Source organism: Pseudomonas sp. RGB, assembly GCF_007713445.1.
GTDB lineage: Bacteria > Pseudomonadota > Gammaproteobacteria > Pseudomonadales > Pseudomonadaceae > Aquipseudomonas.
In genome coordinates this window covers 323,227-347,374 of the sequence record NZ_VMSH01000001.1, presented here as the reverse complement: position 1 = coordinate 347,374, position 24,148 = coordinate 323,227, and the positions used below count along the sequence as shown (strand labels likewise).

Annotated in this window: 22 protein-coding genes; 18 read left to right on the top strand and 4 right to left on the bottom strand. The window is 59.5% G+C overall.

All coding sequences use genetic code 11. The features are described from left to right. Nucleotides 1–70: 70 nt before the first annotated feature. Together argE and argA are read left to right on the top strand one after the other, a co-directional pair. On the top strand, nucleotides 71–1,219 hold the full coding sequence (argE, locus tag FPT15_RS01640; RefSeq protein WP_145157914.1) for an acetylornithine deacetylase: 1,149 nt from the start codon (nucleotides 71–73) through the stop codon (nucleotides 1,217–1,219). Nucleotides 1,220–1,352: 133 nt separating this feature from the next. After that, entirely contained in the window at nucleotides 1,353–2,651 is a 1,299-nt protein-coding gene (argA, locus tag FPT15_RS01635) for an amino-acid N-acetyltransferase (RefSeq protein ID WP_119737335.1), read from the top strand. A 131-nt stretch (nucleotides 2,652–2,782) separates the two neighbouring features. Here the strand turns inward: argA and tauA are convergent, their stop codons facing one another. Continuing rightward, on the bottom strand, nucleotides 2,783–3,769 hold the full coding sequence (tauA, locus tag FPT15_RS01630; protein ID WP_145157912.1) for a taurine ABC transporter substrate-binding protein: 987 nt from the start codon (nucleotides 3,767–3,769) through the stop codon (nucleotides 2,783–2,785). 370 nt (nucleotides 3,770–4,139) lie between these two features. On the opposite strand from tauA, the gene FPT15_RS01625 reads away from it, so the two are divergent. From FPT15_RS01625 to FPT15_RS01590, 8 genes are all read left to right on the top strand, one after another. After that, nucleotides 4,140–5,498 carry an OprD family porin gene (locus FPT15_RS01625; RefSeq protein WP_145157909.1) on the top strand — a complete coding sequence of 453 codons (1,359 nt, stop codon included), beginning with the start codon at nucleotides 4,140–4,142 and terminating at the stop codon, nucleotides 5,496–5,498. 273 nt (nucleotides 5,499–5,771) lie between these two features. Then, nucleotides 5,772–6,410 (top strand): peroxiredoxin, encoded by a 639-nt coding sequence (locus tag FPT15_RS01620; RefSeq protein WP_003195267.1) that lies wholly within the window; start codon nucleotides 5,772–5,774, stop codon nucleotides 6,408–6,410. 316 nt (nucleotides 6,411–6,726) lie between these two features. Next, the gene (ssuE, locus tag FPT15_RS01615) at nucleotides 6,727–7,320 is read left to right on the top strand and encodes an NADPH-dependent FMN reductase (RefSeq protein WP_106575754.1); all 594 of its coding nucleotides are present in this window, start codon (nucleotides 6,727–6,729) and stop codon (nucleotides 7,318–7,320) included. Nucleotides 7,321–7,413: 93 nt separating this feature from the next. Beyond that, nucleotides 7,414–8,382, top strand: a complete 969-nt coding sequence (locus FPT15_RS01610; protein ID WP_119737339.1) for a sulfonate ABC transporter substrate-binding protein — start codon at nucleotides 7,414–7,416, stop codon at nucleotides 8,380–8,382. A 25-nt stretch (nucleotides 8,383–8,407) separates the two neighbouring features. Beyond that, on the top strand, nucleotides 8,408–9,556 hold the full coding sequence (ssuD, locus tag FPT15_RS01605) for an FMNH2-dependent alkanesulfonate monooxygenase (protein WP_145157907.1): 1,149 nt from the start codon (nucleotides 8,408–8,410) through the stop codon (nucleotides 9,554–9,556). Between the two features lie 9 nt (nucleotides 9,557–9,565). Then, nucleotides 9,566–10,354 (top strand): aliphatic sulfonate ABC transporter permease SsuC, encoded by a 789-nt coding sequence (ssuC, locus tag FPT15_RS01600; protein ID WP_145157904.1) that lies wholly within the window; start codon nucleotides 9,566–9,568, stop codon nucleotides 10,352–10,354. Further along, nucleotides 10,351–11,157 carry an aliphatic sulfonates ABC transporter ATP-binding protein gene (gene ssuB / locus FPT15_RS01595; protein ID WP_106575750.1) on the top strand — a complete coding sequence of 269 codons (807 nt, stop codon included), beginning with the start codon at nucleotides 10,351–10,353 and terminating at the stop codon, nucleotides 11,155–11,157. The genes ssuC and ssuB overlap by 4 nt, the downstream gene beginning before the upstream one ends. 19 nt (nucleotides 11,158–11,176) lie before the next feature. Continuing rightward, a complete protein-coding gene (locus tag FPT15_RS01590; RefSeq protein ID WP_003213899.1) occupies nucleotides 11,177–11,392 on the top strand; it encodes a molybdopterin-binding protein in 216 nt (71 codons plus the stop codon). Nucleotides 11,393–11,522: 130 nt separating this feature from the next. Here the strand turns inward: FPT15_RS01590 and FPT15_RS01580 are convergent, their stop codons facing one another. Further along, nucleotides 11,523–12,152, bottom strand: coding sequence for a TetR/AcrR family transcriptional regulator (locus FPT15_RS01580; RefSeq protein ID WP_145157898.1), 630 nt, complete (start codon nucleotides 12,150–12,152; stop codon nucleotides 11,523–11,525). A gap of 259 nt (nucleotides 12,153–12,411) precedes the next feature. After that, nucleotides 12,412–13,788, bottom strand: a complete 1,377-nt coding sequence (locus FPT15_RS01570; RefSeq protein ID WP_145157896.1) for a glutamine synthetase family protein — start codon at nucleotides 13,786–13,788, stop codon at nucleotides 12,412–12,414. A gap of 278 nt (nucleotides 13,789–14,066) precedes the next feature. Between FPT15_RS01570 and FPT15_RS01565 the strand changes: the two genes are divergently transcribed. The 8 genes from FPT15_RS01565 to FPT15_RS01530 all read left to right on the top strand — a co-directional run bounded on the left by FPT15_RS01565 (nucleotide 14,067) and on the right by FPT15_RS01530 (nucleotide 23,242). Then, on the top strand, nucleotides 14,067–14,846 hold the full coding sequence (locus tag FPT15_RS01565) for a gamma-glutamyl-gamma-aminobutyrate hydrolase family protein (protein WP_145157893.1): 780 nt from the start codon (nucleotides 14,067–14,069) through the stop codon (nucleotides 14,844–14,846). A 39-nt stretch (nucleotides 14,847–14,885) separates the two neighbouring features. Then, a complete protein-coding gene (locus FPT15_RS01560; protein WP_017139534.1) occupies nucleotides 14,886–16,244 on the top strand; it encodes a glutamine synthetase family protein in 1,359 nt (452 codons plus the stop codon). 59 nt (nucleotides 16,245–16,303) lie between these two features. Beyond that, the gene (locus tag FPT15_RS01555) at nucleotides 16,304–17,668 is read left to right on the top strand and encodes an aspartate aminotransferase family protein (RefSeq protein WP_145157890.1); all 1,365 of its coding nucleotides are present in this window, start codon (nucleotides 16,304–16,306) and stop codon (nucleotides 17,666–17,668) included. Nucleotides 17,669–17,874: 206 nt separating this feature from the next. Further along, the gene (locus FPT15_RS01550; RefSeq protein WP_145158574.1) at nucleotides 17,875–18,969 is read left to right on the top strand and encodes a polyamine ABC transporter substrate-binding protein; all 1,095 of its coding nucleotides are present in this window, start codon (nucleotides 17,875–17,877) and stop codon (nucleotides 18,967–18,969) included. A gap of 165 nt (nucleotides 18,970–19,134) precedes the next feature. After that, on the top strand, nucleotides 19,135–20,229 hold the full coding sequence (locus FPT15_RS01545) for a polyamine ABC transporter substrate-binding protein (protein ID WP_145157887.1): 1,095 nt from the start codon (nucleotides 19,135–19,137) through the stop codon (nucleotides 20,227–20,229). 72 nt (nucleotides 20,230–20,301) lie between these two features. Next, nucleotides 20,302–21,444: an ABC transporter ATP-binding protein gene (locus tag FPT15_RS01540; RefSeq protein ID WP_065893882.1), complete on the top strand. Its 1,143-nt coding sequence runs from the start codon at nucleotides 20,302–20,304 to the stop codon at nucleotides 21,442–21,444. Further along, on the top strand, nucleotides 21,441–22,361 hold the full coding sequence (locus FPT15_RS01535) for an ABC transporter permease subunit (protein WP_145157884.1): 921 nt from the start codon (nucleotides 21,441–21,443) through the stop codon (nucleotides 22,359–22,361). The genes FPT15_RS01540 and FPT15_RS01535 overlap by 4 nt, the downstream gene beginning before the upstream one ends. Continuing rightward, nucleotides 22,358–23,242, top strand: coding sequence for an ABC transporter permease subunit (locus FPT15_RS01530; RefSeq protein ID WP_145157882.1), 885 nt, complete (start codon nucleotides 22,358–22,360; stop codon nucleotides 23,240–23,242). The genes FPT15_RS01535 and FPT15_RS01530 overlap by 4 nt, the downstream gene beginning before the upstream one ends. Nucleotides 23,243–23,374: 132 nt before the next feature. Here FPT15_RS01530 and FPT15_RS01525 read toward each other — a convergent pair whose 3' ends face one another. Then, nucleotides 23,375–24,016, bottom strand: coding sequence for an HD domain-containing protein (locus FPT15_RS01525; RefSeq protein WP_145157879.1), 642 nt, complete (start codon nucleotides 24,014–24,016; stop codon nucleotides 23,375–23,377). Between the last annotated feature and the right edge of the window lie 132 nt (nucleotides 24,017–24,148).

Here is a 24,148-nt window from a genome sequence, read left to right as displayed (position 1 = left end):
CCGCAACGGTTTATTGTGGCGTGCAGATGGTTCTATAGTGGGGCTCATCCGGGAAGTTGAGAGGCCGCGCATGCCGTTACCGTCCATGAAAGAGCAATTCGCCGCATTGATTGCCGCGCCGTCGGTCAGTTGCACCCAAGCGTCTCTCGATCAGACCAACCGCCCGGTGATCGATCTGCTCGCGGGTTGGCTGGGCGATCTGGGTTTTGCCATCGACATCCAGCAAGTCAGCCCGGGCAAATTCAACCTGCTCGCCAGTTTCGGCAGTGGCCCCGGCGGTCTGGTGCTGGCCGGGCATAGCGATACCGTTCCCTACGACGCCGCGCTGTGGAAGACCGATCCGCTCAAGTTGACGGAAGTTGACGGCCGTTGGGTAGGACTGGGCAGCTGCGACATGAAAGGCTTTTTTGCGCTGATCATCGAAGCCGTGCTGCCCTTGCTGGATCAACCCTTCAAACAACCGCTGCTGATCCTCGCCACCTGCGATGAAGAAAGCTCGATGTCCGGCGCCCGCGCACTGGCCGAGGCCGGGCGCCCGTTGGGCCGCGCGGCGGTGATCGGCGAACCGACAGGCCTCAAGCCGATCCGCCTGCACAAAGGCGTGATGATGGAGCGCATCGACATCCTTGGGCAAAGCGGCCATTCGTCAGACCCAAGCCTGGGCCACAGTGCTCTGGAAGCCATGCACGATGCCATTGGTGAACTGCGCGGCCTGCGCCTGGCCTGGCAGCGCGAGTACCGCAACCCGCAATTCAGCGTGCCGCAACCGACCATGAACTTCGGTTGTATCCACGGCGGCGACAACCCCAACCGTATCTGCGGCCAATGTTCCCTGGAGTTCGACCTTCGGCCCCTGCCGGGCATGGACCCCAAGGTGCTGCGCGACGCTATCCGGCAAAAGCTCGAACCCCTGGCCGAGCGCCATAAAGTCAAGATCGACTACGCGCCGTTGTTCCCCGAAGTGCCGCCGTTCGAGCAGGCCGAAGACGCCGAACTGGTGCGGGTGGCGGAACGATTGACCGGTCATCGTGCCGAAGCAGTAGCGTTCGGCACCGAAGCGCCTTATCTTCAGCGCCTTGGTTGTGAAACCCTGGTGCTTGGCCCTGGCGATATCGCCTGCGCCCACCAGCCGGGCGAGTACCTCGAAATGTCACGCTTGACGCCTACAGTGCGTCTATTGCGGGAACTGATCGACCATTACTGCCTGAAACCTGCATAAATTAACCCCCGCCCATTCGTACATAAGGAGAGCGAGCGTGTCGCCAAGCCTGTTCCGACGATAACCATCAGCCCGCTGTGCGCTTTTATGTTTCATCCTTTTTTGGCTGCTTTTTATTACAGGCCCAGGTTTTATGCCCGAATACGTCAATTGGCTTCGTCACGCTTCGCCCTACATCAACGCTCACCGCGACTGCACCTTTGTGGTCATGCTGCCCGGCGATGGTGTAGAACACCCCAACTTCGGCAACATTGTCCACGACCTGGTGCTGCTCCATAGCCTGGGTGTGCGGTTGGTATTGGTTCACGGGTCGCGCCCACAAATCGAAGCACGCCTTGAAGCGCGCGGCCTTACCCCGGCTTATCACGAAGGCCTGCGCATCACGGATGCCGCGACGCTGGAGTGCGTGATCGATGCGGTCGGCCACCTGCGCATTGCTATCGAAGCACGCCTGTCGATGGACATGGCCTCCTCGCCGATGCAGGGCTCGCGCCTGCGCGTCGCCAGCGGCAACCTGGTTACGGCACGGCCGATCGGAGTGCTTGAAGGCGTGGATTACCACCACACCGGCGAAGTGCGCCGGGTCGACCGCAAGGGCATCAACCGCCTGCTGGACGAGCGCTCCATCGTGCTGCTGTCGCCGTTGGGTTACTCGCCGACCGGCGAAATCTTCAACCTGGCCTGCGAAGACGTCGCCACCCGCGCCGCCATCGACCTGGGCGCCGACAAGCTGCTGCTGTTTGGCGCCGATCTGGGCCTGATCGACGAACATGGTCGCCTGGTCCGCGAGCTGCGTCCGCAGCAAGTGCCGGCGCACCTGCAGCGCCTGGGCAGCAACTATCAAGCTGAACTGTTGGACGCCGCCGCCGAAGCGTGCCGGGGCGGAGTAGGGCGCAGCCATATCGTCAGCTACGCCGAAGATGGCGCGTTGCTCACCGAGCTGTTCACCCGGGACGGCGGCGGTACGCTGGTGGCCCAGGAGCAATTCGAACAGGTGCGCGAGGCGGCGATTGAGGATGTGGGCGGTTTGCTCGACCTGATCAGCCCGCTGGAAGAGCAGGGCATTCTGGTGCGGCGTTCGCGGGAAGTGCTGGAGCGTGAGATCGAGCAGTTCAGCGTGGTTGAGCGCGAAGGCATGATCATCGCCTGTGCGGCGCTGTATCAGATCGCGGATTCGGATGCAGGGGAGCTGGCGTGTCTGGCGGTCAACCCGGAGTATCGTCACGGCGCACGCGGCGACGTGTTGCTGGAGCGCATCGAGACCCGTGCGCGGGCGCAGGGTTTGAAGACGCTGTTTGTGCTCACCACGCGAACCGCACACTGGTTCCGCGAGCGCGGGTTCGTGCCGAGCAGCGTCGACCGCCTGCCGTCAGCGCGGGCGTCGCTGTACAACTATCAGCGTAACTCGAAGATTTTCGAGAAGGCTCTGTAAGCCTGATCTTCCTGCCTGATAAAGAGCTGGCTCATGTGGGAGCTGGCTTGCCTGCGATGCAGCCGACTCGGTTTTTCAGATAAACCGAGGTGATGCTATCGCAGGCAAGCCAGCTCCCACATTTGATTACCTTATTGGCTGATGAATTTATCGGTCACAAAGGCCGAGTAGTCCGGCAACACCGTCTCAACCTTCCCCTGTTCCTTCAAAAACTTCGCCGTTTCCCCAATCGCTTTCGCCGTGCCCCCTTTAAGCAGGGCATCGGTTTGTTGCGCCTGGGCGTCCGGGAAGGTGCTGCCGGCCAACAGCTCAGGAATATCGGCCGCATTCGAACCTGTCAGTTTGGCGATTTTCTGCACCGGCTCCGAATCCACTGTCCAGCCGTCTTTATGGGCGGCGTAGTCGGCGAATGCATCCAGCGTAACCTTGGCAAACTTGGCCACTGCGTCAGGATGTTTTTCCGCGAAATCCTTGCGCGCTACCCACACCTCAAACGTCGGCGCACCCCACTGGCCCACCTGGGCTGCGTCTGTCAGGGTTTTTCCGGTCTTGCGGATTTCTCCCAGCGCCGGTGACCACACGAACGCGCCGTCGATATCGCCACGTTTCCACGCGGCCGCAATTTCCGCGGGCTGCAGGTTCACTACTTTGACTTGTTTGGTGTCCAGCCCCCAATGTTTCAGCGCGCCGAGCAGGCTGTAATGAGAGGTTGAGACGAAGGGCGTAGCGATGGTTTTACCGATCAGGTCCTGCGGTTTGTCGATGCCACTGCCATTGCGCACAACCAGGGCTTCAGAAGCGTTGATCTGCGCCGATACGATAAAGGCCACGATGGGTAGATTGCGTGAAGCCGCCGCTGCGAGGGGGCTGGAACCGAGGTTGCCGATCTGCACATCGCCGGATGCAATCGCGGTTACAACGTCGGGCCCACTGTTGAAACGGCGCCAGGCAATCTTCTCGCCGAGGGCTTTTTCGTAGAGGCCGTCGGCCTGTGGGACTTTGCTGGGGTCGATGCCGGTTTGGTAGGCGATGGTTAAATCGGCCGCTTTGACACCAAAAGAAAGTATTAGTGACACAAAAACTGTAACAAATTGACGGGAGGATGTGCCTTTGGCCATGATGGCGTCGCCTTTTTGATCGTGTGTGACGTATGCAACAGTACGGCCACACTAATCGATCTAAAAAAAGGCTGGTAAATACCCTTTAGGAATTAGCTTATGGAGCGGTTGGTCTACGCTGATCGGCTCGCCTCATGGAAAGGCTTATTCCTGGATCGTATGAAAAAGAATGAAACAATTCTTTTTGGGTGTATGAAAAACTCATTACCCTGCAGGGACCAAATTAACTGCGGTTAGACGAAGGTAGTAGACATACAAAGTTACGATTGACTTGATAGTCACTATCTGGCGCTAATCGCGCATCTGTGGATCCGGGGCGTCAGACCCAGGACCTAAGAAATACAAAAATTAGAAATGAGAGGAGCGGTACATGAAGAAGTCAACATTGGCGTTGGCCGTGGCTGTCGCTGCGATTGCCCAACAGGCAAACTCCGCCGGTTTCATCGATGACAGCAAAGTAACACTGGGTCTGCGTAACTTTTACATCAACACCGACAACCGTGATTTGAAGCCTTCGGCGACCTCGAACACCCGCAGCAAGAACGCTGAATGGGGCCAAGGTTTTGACCTGCGTTTCATCTCCGGCTTCACCGAAGGGACCGTTGGTTTCGGTCTTGACGCTATCGGCCTGTACGGCGTACGTCTGGATTCCAGCCGTGCCGATCACGGTAACTACACGGGCACCGCGTCTGGCGGCACCGTGTTCCCAAGCGATGGCAACAAAGCGGTCAACGATTTCGCCAGCCTGGGTGTGACCGGTAAGGTCAAGGTTTCCCAGACCGTGCTGAAAATCGGCACCCTGCAGCCAAACAACCCGGTTATCAAAACCAACGACGGTCGTCTGCTGCCGCAAACGTTCCAAGGTGGCGAGATCTCCTCGAACGAGATCAAGGACCTGACCCTGACTGCCGGTCAGATCGAGCACTCCAAGGGCCGTAACTCCAGCAACAACGAAGGCCTGTCGCTGGCGGGTGCCAACGGTAGCTCGAACTATGACGCTGGCAACTTCGTCAACAAGTTCTACTACGCCGGTGCTGACTACAAAATCACCAAAGATCTGACCGCTTCGTACTACTACGGCGAGCTGAAAGACTTTTACGCGCAGAACTTCCTGGGCTTGGTCCACAACTGGGCTATCGGTCCTGGCGTGTTGAAAAGTGACCTGCGTTACTACCGCAGCCGCGACAACGGCGCCAACGGCAACGAAGCGGGCTACTACACTTCGGGTTACTACTCGGATCACCCGACCAACGCCACCAAGGTTAAAGGCAAGGTCGACAACGATCTGTACAGCTACCTGGCGTTGTACTCGGTTGCCGGTCACACCTTCGGCGGTGGCTACCAGTACACCAAGGGCGACAGCGACTTCCCTTGGCTGAACCAAGGTGATGGCTCTTCGAACAGCACCACCACCGACATGCAAATCCAGAAGTTTGCCCGTGCCGGCGAACGCACCTGGCAAGCTCGCTACGCGTATGACTTCGCCAAGGTTGGCCTGCCAGGCCTGACTGCTGGTGTTGTCTACCTCAAAGGCAGCAACATCCAGACCACCGCCGGTGATAAAACCGAGTGGGAACGCGACCTGACTCTGGCTTACGTTGTTCCAGAAGGCCCGCTGAAAAACCTCGGCGTCGCCTGGAAAAACGCTATGTGGCGTACCGATCTGGTTAACACCCGTGCTCAGGACGAAAACCGCGTAATCGTTAGCTACAGCTACGCGTTCAAGTAAGAGCGTAAAACCTTGCCCGGCGCAATGCCGGGCAGGGTGCTTTACTTTCAAGTCGGGCTCAACCCCCGCAAGCCCTTCCTGAATCCCTTCTTTGTACAGCGTCTCAAGGCCTTCTCGAACCTTGTGATGGATGTTGATCCTCGGCCTTTCCCGCGTCCAATGAATTGATTTTTAATATTCGTTTATCGTCTAAATAAATCGATATTTATTCTTTTTAAATAATCTTCAACCCATGCACAGTGGGCTCCATAAGCACTCACCAGGAGCCACACCATGAGCCTAAGACTGGGCGACATCGCCCCCGACTTCGAACAGGATTCCAGCGCCGGCAAGATTCGTTTCCACGAATGGTTGGGCGATAGCTGGGGCGTGCTGTTTTCCCATCCGGCGGACTTCACCCCGGTGTGCACCACAGAGCTTGGCTTTACCGCCAAGCTCAAGGACGAATTCGCCAAGCGCGGCGTCAAGGCCATTGCCCTGTCGGTCGACCCGGTGGACTCGCACCACAAGTGGATCGAAGACATCAATGAAACCCAGAACACGGTCGTCAACTTCCCGATCCTCGCCGACGCCGATCGCAAAGTCTCGGACCTGTATGACCTGATCCACCCGAACGCCAGTGACACCCTCACCGTGCGCTCCTTGTTCGTGATCGACCCGAACAAGAAGATCCGCCTGACGATTACCTATCCGGCCAGCACCGGCCGCAACTTCCACGAAATCCTGCGGGTCATCGACTCGCTGCAGCTGACCGACAACCACAAGGTGGCCACGCCCGCCAACTGGCAGGACGGTGATGAGGTGGTGATCGTGCCGTCGCTCAAGGATGAGGAAGAGATCAAGAAGCGCTTTCCCAAGGGCTATCGCGCCGTGAAGCCGTACCTGCGCCTTACCCCACAGCCCAACCGTTAAGACTGGCACCGCCATCGCGGGCAAGCCCGGCTCCCACAGTTGACCGCATTCCTCTGTGGGAGCCGGGCTTGCCCGCGATGGCGCCGGTACATGCACCACCGAATTCAAGTTAAAGCCGAATCACATAGCAGGGGTTTTCAGGCCGTTTCGACGGCCTTTTTTTTCGCCCCAGGATTTATAAAGTGCATATGCATTTATAGAATAAACAAATGAAAAAATAAGATTTATAGATATATAAATCACCTGATATGGTCTGTCCCATCTTGGCGCCATCGCCACACAGCGAACCGCCGACACTTGCTCAAGGAATACCTGCATGCTGGTCGTAACACTTGGAGGCAGTCCCAGCCAGCGTTCCCGCTCCGGGGTCTTGCTGGAAAAAACCCGTCAGTGGCTGCAAGACAAAGGCGTGGAAGTGGTGAGTTATCAGATACGGGACTTCCCGGCCGAAGACTTGCTGCATGCGCGCTTCGACAGCCCAAAGGTCATCGACCTGCTGCAACAGGTCGCCAACGCCGACGGCCTGGTCATTGCCACGCCGGTGTACAAAGCCTCGTTCTCCGGCGCGCTGAAAACCGTGCTGGATCTGCTGCCCGAACGCGCCCTGGCCCACAAGATCGTATTGCCCATGGCCACGGGCGGCAGCATCGCGCACATGCTGGCGGTGGACTACGCACTGAAGCCCGTGCTGTCGGCCCTCAAGGCCCAGGAATTGCTCCACGGCATTTTTGCCGAGGACAGCCAGATCGCTTATGCCGAAGGCAGCGCCCAGGCGCAGCTGGTGCCCGTGCTTGAACAGCGTTTGCACGAGGCACTGGAGACGTTCTATAGCGCCATGGCCCGTCGCCCGAAACCGCTGGACCCCAATGTGTTGAATGAACGTTTGTTGAGTGCTCGCTGGAGCATTTAAGCCTCACCGGATTTTGTAGTACTCACCTTACTCAGCCGCCAACGGCCAAGCAGGTGCAGCCAACCCCCTCATCGCATTTTTGGAGAGAGCGCCATGCGCACTGTCATCTTGCGTCGTGGTCTGGTCGCACTGTTTGTTGCGGCTGTGTCCTTCGGCGCCATGGTTCAAGCCCAAGCCGCCGAAACCCTGCGGATCGGCTATCAGAAGTACGGCACGCTGGTGCTGCTCAAAGCCAAGGGCACTCTGGAAAAACGCCTGGCCGCCCAAGGCGTGCAGGTGCAATGGACTGAATTTCCCGGTGGCCCGCAACTGCTCGAAGGCCTGAACGTCGGCTCCATCGACTTCGGCGTTACCGGCGAAACCCCGCCGGTCTTCGCCCAGGCGGCCGGTGCCGATCTGCTCTACGTGGCTTACGAGCCGCCGGCGCCGACCAGCGAAGCGATCCTGGTACCGAAAGACTCGCCGATCAAATCCGTGGCCGAGCTCAAGGGCAAGAAAATCGTGCTCAATAAAGGCTCCAACGTGCACTACCTGCTGGTGCGTGCGCTGGAAGATGCCGGCCTGAAATACACCGACGTGCAGACCGTATTCCTGCCGCCCGCCGATGCCCGCGCCGCGTTCGAGCGTGGCAGCGTCGACGCCTGGGTGATCTGGGACCCGTACCAGGCTGCCGCCGAGAAACAACTGCAGGCGCGCACCCTGCGTGACGGCACCGGCATCGCCGACAACCACCAGTTCTACCTGGCCACCAAGCCCTATGCCACGCAGCACCCTGAAGTGATCAAGGCGTTGGTGGAAGAAGTGCGCGCAGTGGGCGAATGGTCCAAGGCCAACCCGCAGGAAGTCACCGAACAAGTCGCACCGCTGCTTGGCCTGCCGGCTGACATCACCCTGACCTCGGTGAAGCGCCAGGGCTACGGCGCGCTGTTCCTGACCCCGGACGTGGTCGCCGCCCAGCAGAAAATCGCCGACAGCTTCTACCAGCTCAAACTGATCCCCAAACCCTTGAACATCAAGGACGTGATCTGGACGCCACCCGCCGCCGTTGCCACAGCGCCGTAATCCGATTTCTTCAGGAGACAACTCCATGAGCCTCAATATTTTCTGGTTCCTGCCTACCCACGGCGACGGCCATTACCTTGGCACCGCCGAAGGCGCTCGCGCCGTCGATCACGGTTATCTGCAGCAAGTGGCCCAGGCCGCTGACCGGCTGGGTTTTGGCGGTGTGCTGATTCCCACCGGCCGCTCCTGCGAAGACTCGTGGCTGGTGGCCGCCTCGCTGATCCCGGTGACTCAGCGTTTGAAATTCCTTGTCGCACTGCGCCCCGGGATCATTTCCCCGACGGTGGCCGCGCGTCAGGCCGCGACTCTGGATCGCCTGTCCGGCGGCCGTGCGCTGTTCAACCTGGTCACCGGCGGTGATCCGGAAGAACTGGCCGGCGACGGCTTGTTCCTCAGCCACGAAGAGCGCTACCAGGCCTCGGTGGAATTCACGCGCATCTGGCGCCGCGTGCTCGAAGGCGAAACCGTGGACTACGACGGCGAGCACATCAGCGTCAAAGGCGCCAAGTTGCTTTACCCGCCGATCCAGCAACCGCGTCCGCCGCTGTACTTCGGCGGTTCTTCCGAAGCGGCCCAGGACCTGGCAGCCGAACAGGTTGAAATGGTCCTGACCTGGGGCGAACCACCGGCGGCGGTCGCGGAAAAAATCGAACAGGTGCGCGCCAAGGCCGCGAAGCTCGGGCGCACCGTGCGCTTTGGCATTCGCCTGCACGTGATCGTGCGCGAGACCAACGACGAAGCATGGAAAGCCGCGGACAAACTGATCTCCCATGTGGATGACGAGACCATCGCCCGTGCCCAGGCTTCTCTCGCACGCTTCGACTCCGTGGGCCAGCAGCGCATGGCCGCCTTGCACGGCGGCAACCGCGACAACCTCGAAGTCAGCCCCAACCTGTGGGCCGGCGTTGGCCTGGTACGTGGCGGCGCAGGCACCGCACTGGTGGGCGATGGCCCGACCGTCGCGGCACGCGTCAATGAATACGCTGCGCTGGGCATCGACACGTTCATCTTCTCCGGTTATCCACACCTGGAAGAGTCGTATCGGGTTGCCGAACTGCTGTTCCCGCACTTGGATATCGAACGTCCCGAGCTGCCGAAAAGCGCCGGTTACGTCAGCCCGTTCGGCGAGATGGTCGCCAACGACATCCTTCCCAAAGCGGCGTCGCAGAGCTGAGGCGTAGTCATGAACTATGAAAAATTAAGCCATCGTGTCGCGCCTTGGGTGCTGCCGATTCTGTTGCTGGCGGTGTGGCAGCTGTCGGTATCGGCGGGCTGGTTGTCGACGCGCATTCTGCCGGCGCCGAGTGCTGTGATCGAAGCCGGGGTCAACCTGGTGCGTACCGGTGAAATCTGGAAACACCTGGCCATCAGCGGCTGGCGTGCCGGCCTGGGTTTTGTGATCGGTGGCAGCATCGGTCTGGCCCTGGGCTTTATCACCGGCCTGTCGAAATGGGGCGAGCGCCTGCTGGACAGCTCGGTGCAGATGATCCGCAACGTGCCGCACCTGGCACTGATTCCGCTGGTGATCCTGTGGTTCGGCATTGACGAGACCGCGAAGATTTTCCTGGTCGCCCTCGGCACGCTCTTCCCGATTTACCTGAACACCTATCACGGCATCCGCAACGTCGACCCGGCGCTGGTGGAAATGTCGCGCAGCTACGGCTTGTCCGGCTTCAGCCTGTTCCGTCAGGTGATCCTGCCGGGCGCGCTGCCGTCGATCCTGGTGGGCGTGCGCTTTGCCCTGGGCTTTATGTGGTTGACGCTGATCGTGGCGGAAACTATCTCGGCCAGCTCCGGCATTGGTTACCTGGCGATGAATGCGCGTGAATTTCTGCAAACCGACGTGGTGGTGTTGGCCATCGTCATGTACGCCATCCTCGGCAAGCTGGCCGACCTGGCCGCGCGTGGCCTGGAGCGTGTGTGGCTGCGCTGGCACCCGGCCTATCAAGTGAATAAAGGAGGTGCGGCATGACGGCTCAACAACCTCCGCGCCTGCTCAAGGGCATCCCGCTGGCGGTGCGCAAATTGCGCAAGGCCTTTGGTGCGCGGGAAGTACTTAAAGAGATTGACCTGCACATTCCCGCTGGCCAGTTCGTGGCGGTGGTGGGGCGCAGCGGCTGCGGCAAAAGTACCTTGCTGCGCTTGCTGGCTGGCCTGGACAAAGCCAGCGGCGGCGAGCTGCTGGCGGGCTCTGCGCCGCTCGGCGATGCGATTGAAGACACGCGGTTGATGTTCCAGGAAGCGCGCCTGCTGCCGTGGAAAAAGATCATCGACAACGTGGGGCTGGGTCTGAAGGGCAACTGGCGTCCCAAGGCGCTTGAAGCGCTGGAAGCGGTTGGCCTGGCCGAGCGTGCCAACGAGTGGCCGGCGGCCTTGTCCGGTGGCCAGAAGCAGCGTGTGGCCCTGGCTCGCGCGTTGATTCACCAGCCGCGCCTGCTGCTGCTGGATGAGCCGCTGGGTGCGCTGGATGCCCTGACCCGTATCGAGATGCAGCAACTGATCGAAAACCTGTGGCAGAAGCACGGCTTCACCGTGTTGCTGGTGACTCACGACGTCAGCGAAGCCGTGGCGATTGCCGACCGGGTGATTCTGATCGAGGACGGCGAGATCGGTCTCGACCTGATCGTCGACCTGCCGCGCCCACGCGCCCGGGGCTCACATCGCCTGGCGGCGCTGGAAGCCGAAGTGCTCAACCGTGTGCTGTCGTTGCCCGGCACGCCGCCGGAACCCGAACCTGTTTCACCGCTGCCTACGCAATTGCGTTGGGCCCAATAACTCATAGAGGAAAACCATCATGACTATCAAAGCCATCAACGTGCGTAACCAGTTCAAGGGCACCATCAAGGAAATCGTCGAAGGCGACGTACTGTCGGAAATCGACGTGCAGACGGCGTCCGGCATCGTGACCTCCGTGATCACTACCCGCTCGGTCAAAGAACTGGAGTTGGTGATTGGCAGCGAAGTGATTGCCTTTGTTAAGTCCACCGAGGTGTCGATCGCCAAGTTGTGATTGTCGTCGCTCTGGAGGCCGCCTTCGCGAGCAAGCCCGCTCCCACATTTGAATGCATTCCAGCGTTGGAACTCGGTCAAGTGTGGGAGCGGGCTTGCTCGCGAAGAGGCCGGCCCAGTCACCACGAGCCTTACCGCTTGGGTAAATACGCCGGCAAATAAAGCCCCACATACGCATCAAACACCCGCATTCCTTCCTCGGCCATGCGCGGCGTAATCTGCCCGTGCTGATGCACCGAACGCGCGTAAACGCGGTCGCTCAGTTCCAGCGCCAGGGCAAACACATCCACATCGGTGGGCAACGTCGGCACTTCGAAGTGACGATTGAACACCTCCAGCATCAAATCCCCCAATTCCAGATCATGCTGACGGTCCGCCTGGGTCACTTCGGTCAGCCCGTGCTGGGCCAGGATCAATTGGCGTGCGGCGGCGTCACGGTCGTAGATGCTGAGCATGCGTTGCTCGACGATGCAGGACAGGTCACGCCAATGCTTGAGTGGCTCGTGCTCGATGGGCGCCTGGATCGCCGCCCGAAACGCCGCGTGCACATCGGCCGTCAGGGCTTCCAGCAACGCCGGCACGCTGGCAAAGAAGTGGTACACCGACGACGGTGGAATCTGTGCGCGCTCGGCCACGCTGTAGATCGACAGACTGGCCACGCCTTGGGTCGCCAGCAAGGTGCGGGCGGCGTCGAGGATCGCATCGATCCGGGCCTGGCTGCGGGCGCGGGGTTTGCGAGGAGCGGCGGGGCGGGTAGTCATGGAAGTCTCCTACAAGGCAGAGCGCATTGTACGCAGAGCCAGTGGATGATCCATACCTGGGATGAGGTGGGGGCTGGGGATCAGTTTTGTTGTGGCGAGCAGGCTTGCCCTGCGTTGGGCTGCGAAGCAGCCCCAATAGAAACGCCGAGTTCCTTCAGCAAGAACTCGGCGTCCGGTTTTAGGGCCGCTTCGCAGCCCAACGCAGGGCAAGCCTGCTCGCCACAGAAAGCTTGCCCACCGCATTGAATACCGCAACCGCTTACACGGTATGCAAGTACCAGTTGTACTCAAGGTCGGAGATGGAGTGTTCAAACTCCTCCAGCTCACTTTCCTTACAGGCAACGAAGATATCGATGTACTTCGGATCGATGTACTTGGCCATCACCTCGCTGTCGTCCAACTCGCGCAGGGCATCGCGCAGGTTGTTCGGCAGGCTTTGTTCGTTCTGCTCGTAGCTGTTGCCTTCCACGGGTGCGCTCGGTTCGATCTTGTTGGTCAGACCGTGGTGCACGCCTGCCAGGACCGAAGCCATCAGCAGGTAAGGGTTGGCGTCGGCGCCGGCCACGCGGTGTTCGATACGTACGGCATCGGACGAGCCGGTCGGTACGCGGATCGCCACGGTGCGGTTATCCAGGCCCCAGCACGGCGAGTTCGGCACGTAGAACTGTGCGCCGAAACGACGGTAGGAGTTGACGTTAGGGCACAGGAACGCCATTTGGGCGGGTAGGGTCTCGAGCACACCGCCGATCGCGTGACGCAATGCGGCGTTCTGCTCGGGATCCTCGCTGGCAAAGATGTTCTTGCCGTCCTTGTCCAGGATCGAAATGTGTACGTGCAAACCGTTGCCTGCCTGGCCTGGGTAAGGCTTGGCCATGAAGGTAGTGTCCATCTCATGGTCGTAGGCGATGTTCTTGATCAGGCGCTTGAGCAGTACTGCGTAGTCGCAAGCCTTGATCGGGTCGGCCACGTGGTGCAGGTTCACTTCGAACTGCGCCGGGGCACTTTCCTTGACGATGGCGTCGGCAGGGATGCCTTGCTCTTTGGCCCCTTCCAGAATGTCCTGGAGGCAGTCGACGTATTCGTCGAGGTCGTCGATCAGGTAGACCTGTGTCGAGTGCGGGCGTTTGCCGGAGATCGGCGAGCGAGGTGGTTGGGGGCGGCCGTTCACGTTCTCCTGGTCGATCAGGTAGAACTCAAGCTCGAAGGCGGCGCAGATGGTCAGACCGAGGTCGTCGAATTTGCTGACAACTTGACGGAGTACTTCGCGAGGATCGGCGAAGAAAGGTTCACCTTCAAGTTCGTGCATGGTCATCAGCAGTTGCGCGGTGGGGCGCTTTTGCCAGGGTTCATTGCACAGGGTGTCGGGGATCGGATAACAGATTCGGTCAGCATCACCGATGTCCAGACCCAGGCCGGTGCTTTCCACCGTCGAGCCGTTGATATCCAGGGCAAATAAAGAGGCAGGCAGGTTAATGCCCTTCTCGTAAACCTTGTGGAGGCTGGTGCGTTCGATGCGCTTGCCGCGCACCACACCATTCATATCCGCAATTAGAAGGTCTACGTACAGAACCTCAGGATGATCCTTAAGGAACGCGTTCGCTTCGTTAAGCTGAACGGCACGCGGGGGTACCGACATGATGCAACACCTTTGTTGTTAAAAATATCAATCATTGATCTTTTCTGGTTTCAGTCAACCCGAACGGCATGCCGAAGTCAAGCGAGGCCTTTTTTGCCCTAAAAAAGCGCCATGAGGCCTTTTTTGGGGCTTTTTGGGGCGGTTTTTTGGGTTTGGAGGGCTTGGGACTAGCAGGCTTGAGCGGGCCGTGTTGTATTTTTTACGGGGGTGTTGTGTAAAAAAATGAACAAGGCTAAGCTCGATTCAAACCCATAACAGCAATAATACCGGGGTGCTTCATGTCTCGCCTGCCGTTAATCGGCGTCACCGCCTGCTCCAAACAGGTCGGTCTGCATGCTTATCACATCAGTGGCGACAAATACGTCCGTGCAGTAGCCACCGCTGCCAAGGGCTTGCCATTGATCATTCCATCCTTGGGCGATCTGCTCGACCCGGCCAATATTTTTGACGGCCTGGATGGCATTCTATTTACCGGCTCTCCTTCCAATATCGAACCCTTTCATTACGACGGTCCGGCCAGCGCGCCCGGGACTGCTCATGATTCTGCACGCGACCAGACCACTTTGCCGTTGCTGCGTGCCGCGATTGCGGCAGGCGTGCCGGTGCTGGGCATCTGCCGTGGGTTCCAGGAAATGAACGTGGCGTTTGGCGGCAGCCTGCACCAGAAGGTTCATGAAGTGCCGGGCATGATGGATCACCGCGAAGACGACACTCAGCCGCTGGACGTTCAGTACGGCCCGGCGCACGCCGTGGCGATCTCCCCGAATGGGGTATTGGCAAGCCTGGGTTTGCCGCAGACGATCCAGGTCAACTCGATTCACAGCCAGGGCGTTGACCGCCTGGCGCCCGGCTTGCAGGTCGAAGCCACTGCGCCTGATGGGTTGATCGAAGCTTTTTCTTACACCGCGGGCAAGGCTTTTGCTTTAGGAGTGCAATGGCACCCCGAATGGCAGGTAAGCTCTAACCCGCACTACCTCGCGATCTTCCAGGCCTTTGGTTCGGCCTGTCGACAGCGGGCGATGCAACGCGACGCGGATGCTGCGTCAACTTACGCCTGACCTTTAATGGATGTCAGGAAACACAGCCCAGAGGCATTTATGAGTAACAACCTCGACCAGCTCACCGATTGGTTGAAAGACCACAAGATCACAGAAGTCGAATGCATGATTGGCGACCTCACCGGTATCACCCGGGGCAAGATCTCGCCGACCAACAAGTTCATCGCCGAAAAAGGCATGCGCCTGCCCGAGAGCGTTCTGTTGCAGACCGTGACCGGCGACTATGTCGAAGACGACATCTATTACGAATTGCTCGACCCGGCCGACATCGACATGATCTGCCGCCCGGACCAGAACGCCGTATTCCTGGTGCCCTGGGCCATCGAGCCCACCGCCCAGGTGATTCACGACACCTACGACAAGCAAGGCAACCCGATCGAGCTGTCGCCGCGCAACGTGCTCAAGAAAGTCCTCAAGTTGTACTCCGACAGAGGCTGGCAGCCCATCGTGGCGCCGGAGATGGAGTTCTACCTGACCAAACGCTGCGAAGACCCGGACTTCCCGCTGCAACCGCCGATCGGCCGTTCCGGGCGTCCTGAGACGGGTCGCCAATCCTTCTCTATAGAAGCGGCCAACGAATTCGACCCATTGTTCGAAGACGTCTACGACTGGTGCGAGCTGCAGGAGCTGGACCTCGACACGCTGATCCACGAGGACGGCACGGCGCAGATGGAAATCAACTTCCGTCACGGCGATGCCCTGTCCCTGGCCGACCAGATCCTGGTGTTCAAGCGCACCATGCGTGAAGCCGCGCTCAAGCACAACGTGGCCGCCACCTTCATGGCCAAGCCGATGACCGGTGAGCCCGGCAGCGCGATGCACTTGCACCAGAGCATCATCGACATCGCCACCGGCAAGAACGTCTTCTCCAATGAAGACGGGACCATGAGCCAGCTGTTTCTCAACCACATTGGCGGCCTGCAGAAATTCATCCCTGAATTGCTGCCGCTGTTTGCCCCCAACGTGAACTCGTTCCGCCGCTTTCTGCCCGACACCTCGGCGCCGGTGAACGTGGAGTGGGGCGAAGAGAACCGCACCGTGGGCCTGCGCGTGCCGGATGCCGGCCCGCAGAACCGTCGCGTCGAAAACCGCCTGCCGGGCGCCGACGCCAACCCGTACCTGGCGATTGCCGCCAGCCTGTTGTGCGGCTACATCGGCATGGTCGAAGGCCATAACCCGAGCGCGCCCGTGGTGGGTCGTGGCTACGAGCGGCGCAACCTGCGCCTGCCGTTGACCATCGAAGACGCCCTGGAACGCATGGAAAACAGCAAGACCATCGAGAAATACCTGGGTCAAAAATTCATCACAGGCTACGTCGCGGTCAAGCGGGCCGAGCATGAAAACTTCAAGCGCGTGATCAGTTCATGGGAGCGGGAATTCCTGCTCTTCGCCGTCTGATGCGCCGGGCGCGCCGCAGGATTGGCGCGCCCTCACCTGAAAAAGTCTAGGAGATTGGTATGTCCAGCAACAACCCGCAAACCCGTGAATGGCAAGCCTTGAGCAACGATCACCACCTGGCGCCGTTCAGTGACTTCAAGCAATTGAAAGTGAAAGGCCCACGGATCATCACCAAAGCCCACGGCGTTTACCTGTGGGACAGCGAAGGCAACAAGATCCTCGACGGCATGGCCGGCCTGTGGTGCGTGGCGATCGGTTACGGTCGCGATGAACTGGCTGACGCCGCCGCCAAGCAGATGAAAGAACTGCCGTACTACAACCTGTTCTTCCAGACCGCTCACCCGCCGGTGCTGGAGCTGGCCAAGGTGATTTCGGACATTGCGCCGGCCGGCATGAACCACGTGTTCTTTACCGGCTCCGGCTCCGAAGGCAACGACACCATGTTGCGCATGGTCCGCCACTACTGGGCGATCAAGGGCCAGCCAAACAAGAAAACCATCATCAGCCGCAAGAATGGCTACCACGGCTCTACCGTGGCCGGCGCCAGCCTGGGCGGCATGACCTACATGCATGAACAGGGCGACTTGCCGATCCCGGGCATCACCCACATCGCCCAGCCTTACTGGTATGGCGAAGGCGGCGACATGAGCCCTGAAGAGTTCGGGGTATGGGCCGCCAACCAGTTGGAAGAGAAGATTCTGGAAGTGGGCGTGGACAACGTCGGTGCCTTTATTGCCGAGCCGATCCAAGGCGCCGGTGGCGTGATCGTGCCGCCAGCAACCTACTGGCCGCGCATCAAGGAAATCCTCGCCAAGTACGACATCCTGTTTGTTGCTGACGAAGTGATCTGCGGTTTCGGCCGTACCGGTGAGTGGTTCGGCAGTGACTTCTACGACCTCAAGCCGCACATGATGACCATCGCCAAGGGCCTGACCTCGGGTTACATCCCCATGGGCGGCCTGATCGTGCACGACGACGTGGTCGCCGTGCTCAATGAAGGCGGCGATTTCAACCACGGTTTCACCTATTCCGGTCACCCGGTAGCGGCAGCTGTGGCGCTGGAAAACATCCGCATCCTGCGCGATGAAAAAATCGTTAATCGGGTGCACGACGAAACGGCACCGTATTTGCAGAAACGTCTGAGGGAACTGGCTGATCACCCGTTGGTGGGTGAAGTTCGCGGAGTCGGCATGCTCGGGGCGATTGAGCTGGTGCAGGACAAGGCCACGCGCAAACGTTACGAAGGCCGTGGTGTGGGCATGATCTGCCGCACGTTCTGCTTCGATAACGGCCTGATCATGCGCGCCGTGGGCGACACCATGATCATTTCGCCGTCGCTGGTGATCAGCAAGGCGGAAATCGACGAACTGGTCACCAAGGCTCGCCAGTGCCTGGACCTGACTTTGGCGGCATTGCAGGGCTAAGTGCTAGGCTCAGGGCGCAGCGGCTTCGGGCGCTGCGTCCGGGCAGTTACAAAAACGCAGTAATAAGGGCGCTTTGGTTGAAAGCCGGCCCCTGAACTTGCCAGACTGTCGCCCTGTTTTGTTGCCCTTTGGAAGGGCCGCTGAACGTGTAAAAAATGTGGCCCAAAAAAGAAAAATTGGAGCATCACCAAATGAAGGCATTAGGTTTGAAGAACGCTGGCAAGACCCTCCTCGCCTTGTCCCTGTTGGGCGCAATGGCGGGCGCGGCCCAGGCAGACGATAAAGTGCTGCACGTCTATAACTGGTCCGACTACATTGCACCGGACACCATCGCCAACTTTGAAAAAGAGTCGGGCATTAAAGTGGTGTACGACGTTTTCGACAGCAACGAGACGCTGGAAGCCAAGTTGCTGGCAGGCAAGTCCGGTTACGACATTGTCGTACCGTCGAACAACTTCCTCGCCAAGCAGATCAAGGCCGGTGTCTATCAGGAGCTGGACAAGTCCAAGCTGTCCAACTACGACAACCTCAACAAATCCCTGCTCAAGGCCGTGTCGGTCAGCGACCCGGACAACAAGCACGCCTTCCCGTACATGTGGGGCTCGATCGGTATCGGCTACAACCCGGAGAAGGTCAAGGCTGCACTGGGCATCGACAAGATCGAATCCTGGGACACCATCCTCAAGCCGGAGAACCTCGCCAAGCTGAAAGGCTGCGGCGTGAGCTTCCTGGATTCGCCAACCGAAATGCTGCCGGTGGCGCTGCATTACCTGGGCCTGCCGACCGACACCCAGAAAAAGGCCGACCTCAAGCAAGCCGAGGACCTGTTCCTCAAGCTGCGTCCATCGATCAGCTACTTCCACTCGTCCAAGTACATCTCGGACCTGGCCAACGGCAACATCTGCGTAGCCGTGGGCTACTCGGGTGACATCCAGCAGGCCAAATCCCGCGCGGCTGAAGCCGGTGGCAAGGTCAAGGTGGCCTACGACATTCCGAAAGAAGGCGCCGGCAGTTTCTATGACATGGTCGCCATCCCTAAAGATGCCGAAAACGTCGACGCTGCCTACAAGTTCATGAACTACCTGCTGGAGCCGAAAGTCATGGCTGCCATCACCAACAGCGTACGTTTCCCGAACGGTAACGAGAAAGCGACCCCACTGGTCGACAAAGACATCACCAGCGACCCGGGCATCTACCCGTCCGCCGATGTGCAAGCCAAGCTCTACGCCATTGCTGACTTGCCGGCTGCAACTCAGCGTGAAATGACCCGCAGCTGGACCAAAATCAAATCGGGTAAATAAGCCGGTTTGATCCCGGTTTCGTTAACCACCGTGATGCGCGCGGTGGTTAGCGAAACAATTAAATGACAGAAAGTTTTGCCGGATCGGTTTATCGAGGGTAAGTTGCGCGCCGGTTTTGTTGCCGGGCAACAACTTTAAGGCCCAACTATTTAAGAGGACCTCCACTTGCCAATTTCTTTATTTCGCAAAGCCGTGCTGGTGGGTGCAGGTATCACGCTGGCTGTCAGCGTGCAGGCCGCGCCGACTGTGCATATTTATAACTGGTCGGACTACATCGGTCCCGACACCCTGGCCAACTTCGAAAAGGCCAGCGGCATCAAACCCGTGTATGACGTGTTTGATTCCAATGAAACCCTGGAAGGCAAGTTGCTCGCCGGGCGTACCGGTTACGACGTGGTCGTGCCGTCGAACCACTTCCTCGGCAAACAGATCAAGGCCGGGGCGTTCCAGAAGCTCGACAAGTCATTGCTGACTAATTATGCAAACCTCGACCCGGCGCTGCTCAAGCGTCTGGAAAAGAACGATCCGGGTAACCAGTACGCCGTGCCGTATCTGTGGGGCACCAACGGCATCGGTTACAACGTCGACAAAGTCAAAGAAGTACTGGGCGTCGACCATATCGATTCCTGGGCCGTGCTATTCGAGCCGGAGAACATGAAGAAGCTGGCCACCTGTGGCGTCTCGTTCATGGACTCGGCCGATGAAATGCTGCCGGCGGTGCTCAACTACATGGGCCTGAACCCCAACAGTACCAACCCGGCCGACTATAAAAAGGCCGAAGAGAAACTGCTGAAAGTGCGTCCTTACGTGACTTACTTCCACTCGTCCAAGTACATCTCGGACCTGGCCAACGGCAACATCTGCGTGGCGGCAGGCTTCTCTGGTGATGTGTTCCAGGCCAAGGCCCGCGCGGCCGAGGCGGGCAAGGGCGTGAAAATCGCCTACGCGATTCCGAAAGAAGGCGGCAACCTGTGGTTTGACGTGCTGGCGATTCCGGCGGACGCGACCAACGTTAAAGAGGCCCACGCCTACATCAACTATTTACTGCAACCTGAGGTGATCGCTCAGGTCAGTGATTACGTCGGTTACGCCAACCCTAACCCCGGGGCGGACAAACTGATGGAGCAATCGATACGCACTGACGCAGCGGTTTACCCACCGCAGGCGGTTCTCGACCGGACGTTTGTCAACTTCGAGTTACCCCCGAACGTGCAGCGTTTAATGACCCGTAGCTGGACCAAGGTCAAGACGGGCAAGTAAGGCTTAAAGCTCAAACTATCCAAGGTTTCGCCCGTATTGGGCGAACCTCAAATTTTGTTGGGAGTTTCGTAAATGGCAGTTGCCTCCGGCGCCTATAAGAAAGCCCTCGAGGGCGACCAGACACCGAAAAAGGTGTTGGTCAAAATCGACCGGGTCACGAAGAAGTTCGACGAGACGATTGCCGTGGACGATGTGTCCCTGGAAATCAAGAAAGGCGAGATCTTCGCCTTGCTCGGCGGTTCGGGTTCGGGCAAATCCACCTTGCTGCGCATGCTCGCAGGCTTCGAGCGCCCAACCGAAGGTCGCATTTACCTCGACGGTGTGGACATCACCGACATGCCGCCGTACGAGCGGCCGATCAACATGATGTTCCAGTCCTACGCCTTGTTCCCGCACATGACGGTCGCGCAGAACATCGCGTTCGGCCTGCAGCAGGACAAGATCCCCAAGGCTGAAGTCGACGCGCGCGTGGCCGAGATGCTCAAGCTGGTGCAGATGAGCCAGTACGCCAAGCGCAAGCCGCATCAACTGTCGGGTGGTCAGCGTCAGCGTGTGGCACTGGCTCGCTCGCTGGCCAAGCGCCCGAAACTGCTGCTGCTCGATGAGCCGATGGGCGCCCTCGACAAGAAGCTGCGTTCGCAGATGCAACTGGAGCTGGTGGAGATCATCGAGCGCGTGGGCGTGACCTGCGTGATGGTGACCCACGACCAGGAAGAGGCCATGACCATGGCCGAACGTATTGCGATCATGCACCTGGGCTGGATCGCGCAGATCGGCAGCCCGATCGACATCTACGAAACGCCAACCAGCCGCCTGGTGTGCGAGTTCATCGGCAACGTAAACATCTTCGATACCCAAGTGGTGGACGACGCCGAAGGCCACGCGGTGCTCAAGTGTCCGGACCTGGACCGCGACATCTACGTGGGTTACGGCATCGCGACTGCCGTGGAAGACAAGTCGGTGACCTACGCCATCCGCCCTGAAAAGCTGCTGGTGACCACCCAAATGCCGACCTGCGAACACAACTGGTCCAGCGGCAAGGTGCACGACATCGCCTACCTGGGCGGCCACTCGGTGTTCTACGTCGAGCTGCCGAGCGGCAAGCTGGTGCAGTCCTTCGTCGCCAACGCCGAACGTCGTGGCCAGCGCCCAACCTGGGGTGACCAGGTGTACGTGTGGTGGGAAGACGACAGCGGCGTGGTGCTTCGCTCATGAATATGAAGAAGTTCAAACGCCAGCTGCAACGAATAACACCCGGTGGCCGGCATGTGGTCATCGGGATCCCTTTCCTCTGGCTGTTCCTGTTTTTCGCGCTGCCGTTCTTCATCGTCTTGAAGATCAGCTTTGCCGAAGCCGACGTAGCGATCCCGCCTTACACCGAGATCTACACCTTCGTTGAGCAAAAGCTGCAACTGGTGCTCAACCTGGGCAACTACGCGATGCTCGGCGACGACGAGTTGTACATCGCCGCGTACCTGGGCTCGCTGAAGATGGCGTTTTTCAGCACGATCCTGTGCCTGTTGATCGGCTATCCGATGGCCTACGCCATTGCCAGCGCACGCAAAGAGATGCAGACCGTGCTGGTGCTGCTGATCATGATGCCGACCTGGACCGCGATTCTGATCCGCGTGTATGCGTGGATGGGCATCCTCAGCAACAACGGCTTGCTCAACGGCTTCCTGATGTCCATGGGGCTGATCAACGAACCGCTGCAGATCCTCAACACCAACATCGCGGTGTACATCGGCGTGGTCTATTCGTACCTGCCGTTCATGATCCTGCCGCTGTACGCCAACCTCGTCAAACACGACCAGAGCCTGCTGGAAGCCGCGTCCGACCTGGGCTCGAGCACCTTCAACAGCTTCTGGAAAATCACCGTGCCGCTGTCCAAGAACGGCATCATCGCCGGCTGCATGCTGGTGTTCATTCCGGTGGTGGGCGAGTTCGTGATCCCGGAACTGCTCGGCGGTCCGGAAACGCTGATGATCGGTAAAGTGCTGTGGCAAGAATTCTTCAACAACCGTGACTGGCCGGTGGCGTCTGCCCTGGCGGTGGTGATGCTGGCGATCCTGATCGTGCCGATCATCCTGTTTAACCGCAGCCAAGCCAAAGAGATGGAGGGCAAGATATGAAGCGCTTCAGTTTCTCGAGTTTCATGCTGGTGGCGGGGTTGCTGTTCATCTACCTGCCGATGCTGATCCTGGTGATCTACTCGTTCAACGAATCCAAGCTGGTGACGGTGTGGGGCGGTTGGTCGATCAAGTGGTACGTGGGCCTGCTGGACAACACCCAGTTGATGGGCTCGGTGGCACGCTCTCTGGAAATCGCCTGCTACACGGCGGTGGCCGCCGTGGCGCTGGGGACGTTGGCGGCGTTCGTGCTGACGCGCATCAGCCACTTCAAGGGCCGCACGCTGTTTGGCGGCCTGGTGACGGCGCCGCTGGTCATGCCCGAGGTGATCACCGGTCTGTCGCTGTTGCTGCTGTTTGTGGCCATGGCGCAGATGATCGGCTGGCCCCAGGAGCGTGGCATCGTGACTATCTGGATCGCCCACACCACGTTCTGTGCGGCGTATGTGGCGGTGGTGGTGTCGGCGCGCTTGCGTGAGCTGGACCTGTCGATTGAAGAAGCGGCGATGGACCTGGGGGCGCGGCCGTGGAAGGTGTTCTTTCTGATCACCATCCCGATGATCGCGCCGTCGTTGGCGGCGGGCGGCATGATGTCGTTCGCGCTGTCGCTGGATGACCTGGTACTGGCCAGCTTCGTGTCGGGCCCCGGTTCGACCACCTTGCCGATGGAAGTGTTCTCGGCCGTGCGCCTTGGGGTTAAACCCGAGATCAACGCCGTGGCCAGCCTGATCCTGTTGGCGGTGTCGCTGGTGACCTTCCTGGTGTGGTTCTTCAGCCGCCGTGCCGAAGAGCACCGCAAGAAAGCCATTCAGCAAGCGATTGAAGAAGCGGCGGCGGATGGCTGGCAGCAGCCGGACAAGCGCCGGGCGTCTGCGCCGGTCTAACTGGCGCAGTGGAGTAAAAAATGTGGGAGCTGGCTTGCCTGCGATAGCGGTGTGTCAGTCGACAGATGAGTCGACTGACAGGGCCTCATCGCAGGCAAGCCAGCTCCCACAGTTGGTTGTGTTTTAAGTTAACTATGCAACCCAAGGCGACTTACGAATCACCTCCACAAAATTCATCGGCTTGAACCCCGGCTCCTGATCCACCAGCACGTCGGTCTTCACGTTGCCAAACGTGGTCTGCGGGCGATGGCGCAAGCCGTCGGCAAACGCGCAGATAATGCACTCCTTGAACCCTTCACCGCGTGGATGCGCATGCACCACGGCTTCGCGCTGCACGCTGGAAAACGCGGCGTAGTCCATGCCCAGTACGTTCATCTCGACACCGGCAGTCACCAGCGCCACGGTCGGGCGCAGGTGCTGCGGCACGCCCGGCGTGGTGTGCAGGGCGATGGACAGCCACACCTGCTCGATATCGTCATCGCTCAGCCCGTACGGCTTGAGAAACGCGGCGGCGGCGTTGGCGCCGTCCACTTCGAAACGCTCGTTGTCGCTGCGATGGCCTTCAACCAGGCCCAGGTCATGGAACATGGCACCGACGTAAAGCAGCTCCGGGTTGTAGGCCAGCTGCTTGCGCTCACCGCTCAAGGCGCCGAACAGGAATACGCGGCGAGAGTGGTGGTAGAGCAGGTCGGATTCGACGTCGCGGATGTATTCGGTGGTGGCCTTGGCCAAGGCGCTGTCCGGGATCTGGATGCCGGCGATGGTGGTGCTCATGGTCGTTCTCCTCAACAAAGCGCCGGGGGTGGCGCCGATGAGTCCAGTCTGGTCGCGCCTGCGCGAGGGGGCTATCGCGGTGAGGATGCGATGTCGGCCAAAGTGGCGCTACATCGTGCCAAGGCTGTACAC

Coding starts and splice junctions, on each gene's coding strand:
- argE (WP_145157914.1), top strand. CDS start 71: ATGCCGTTACCGTCCATGAAAGAGCAATTCGCCGCATTGATTGCCGCG.
- argA (WP_119737335.1), top strand. CDS start 1,353: ATGCCCGAATACGTCAATTGGCTTCGTCACGCTTCGCCCTACATCAAC.
- tauA (WP_145157912.1), bottom strand. CDS start 3,769: ATGGCCAAAGGCACATCCTCCCGTCAATTTGTTACAGTTTTTGTGTCA.
- FPT15_RS01625 (WP_145157909.1), top strand. CDS start 4,140: ATGAAGAAGTCAACATTGGCGTTGGCCGTGGCTGTCGCTGCGATTGCC.
- FPT15_RS01620 (WP_003195267.1), top strand. CDS start 5,772: ATGAGCCTAAGACTGGGCGACATCGCCCCCGACTTCGAACAGGATTCC.
- ssuE (WP_106575754.1), top strand. CDS start 6,727: ATGCTGGTCGTAACACTTGGAGGCAGTCCCAGCCAGCGTTCCCGCTCC.
- FPT15_RS01610 (WP_119737339.1), top strand. CDS start 7,414: ATGCGCACTGTCATCTTGCGTCGTGGTCTGGTCGCACTGTTTGTTGCG.
- ssuD (WP_145157907.1), top strand. CDS start 8,408: ATGAGCCTCAATATTTTCTGGTTCCTGCCTACCCACGGCGACGGCCAT.
- ssuC (WP_145157904.1), top strand. CDS start 9,566: ATGAACTATGAAAAATTAAGCCATCGTGTCGCGCCTTGGGTGCTGCCG.
- ssuB (WP_106575750.1), top strand. CDS start 10,351: ATGACGGCTCAACAACCTCCGCGCCTGCTCAAGGGCATCCCGCTGGCG.
- FPT15_RS01590 (WP_003213899.1), top strand. CDS start 11,177: ATGACTATCAAAGCCATCAACGTGCGTAACCAGTTCAAGGGCACCATC.
- FPT15_RS01580 (WP_145157898.1), bottom strand. CDS start 12,152: ATGACTACCCGCCCCGCCGCTCCTCGCAAACCCCGCGCCCGCAGCCAG.
- FPT15_RS01570 (WP_145157896.1), bottom strand. CDS start 13,788: ATGTCGGTACCCCCGCGTGCCGTTCAGCTTAACGAAGCGAACGCGTTC.
- FPT15_RS01565 (WP_145157893.1), top strand. CDS start 14,067: ATGTCTCGCCTGCCGTTAATCGGCGTCACCGCCTGCTCCAAACAGGTC.
- FPT15_RS01560 (WP_017139534.1), top strand. CDS start 14,886: ATGAGTAACAACCTCGACCAGCTCACCGATTGGTTGAAAGACCACAAG.
- FPT15_RS01555 (WP_145157890.1), top strand. CDS start 16,304: ATGTCCAGCAACAACCCGCAAACCCGTGAATGGCAAGCCTTGAGCAAC.
- FPT15_RS01540 (WP_065893882.1), top strand. CDS start 20,302: ATGGCAGTTGCCTCCGGCGCCTATAAGAAAGCCCTCGAGGGCGACCAG.
- FPT15_RS01535 (WP_145157884.1), top strand. CDS start 21,441: ATGAATATGAAGAAGTTCAAACGCCAGCTGCAACGAATAACACCCGGT.
- FPT15_RS01530 (WP_145157882.1), top strand. CDS start 22,358: ATGAAGCGCTTCAGTTTCTCGAGTTTCATGCTGGTGGCGGGGTTGCTG.
- FPT15_RS01525 (WP_145157879.1), bottom strand. CDS start 24,016: ATGAGCACCACCATCGCCGGCATCCAGATCCCGGACAGCGCCTTGGCC.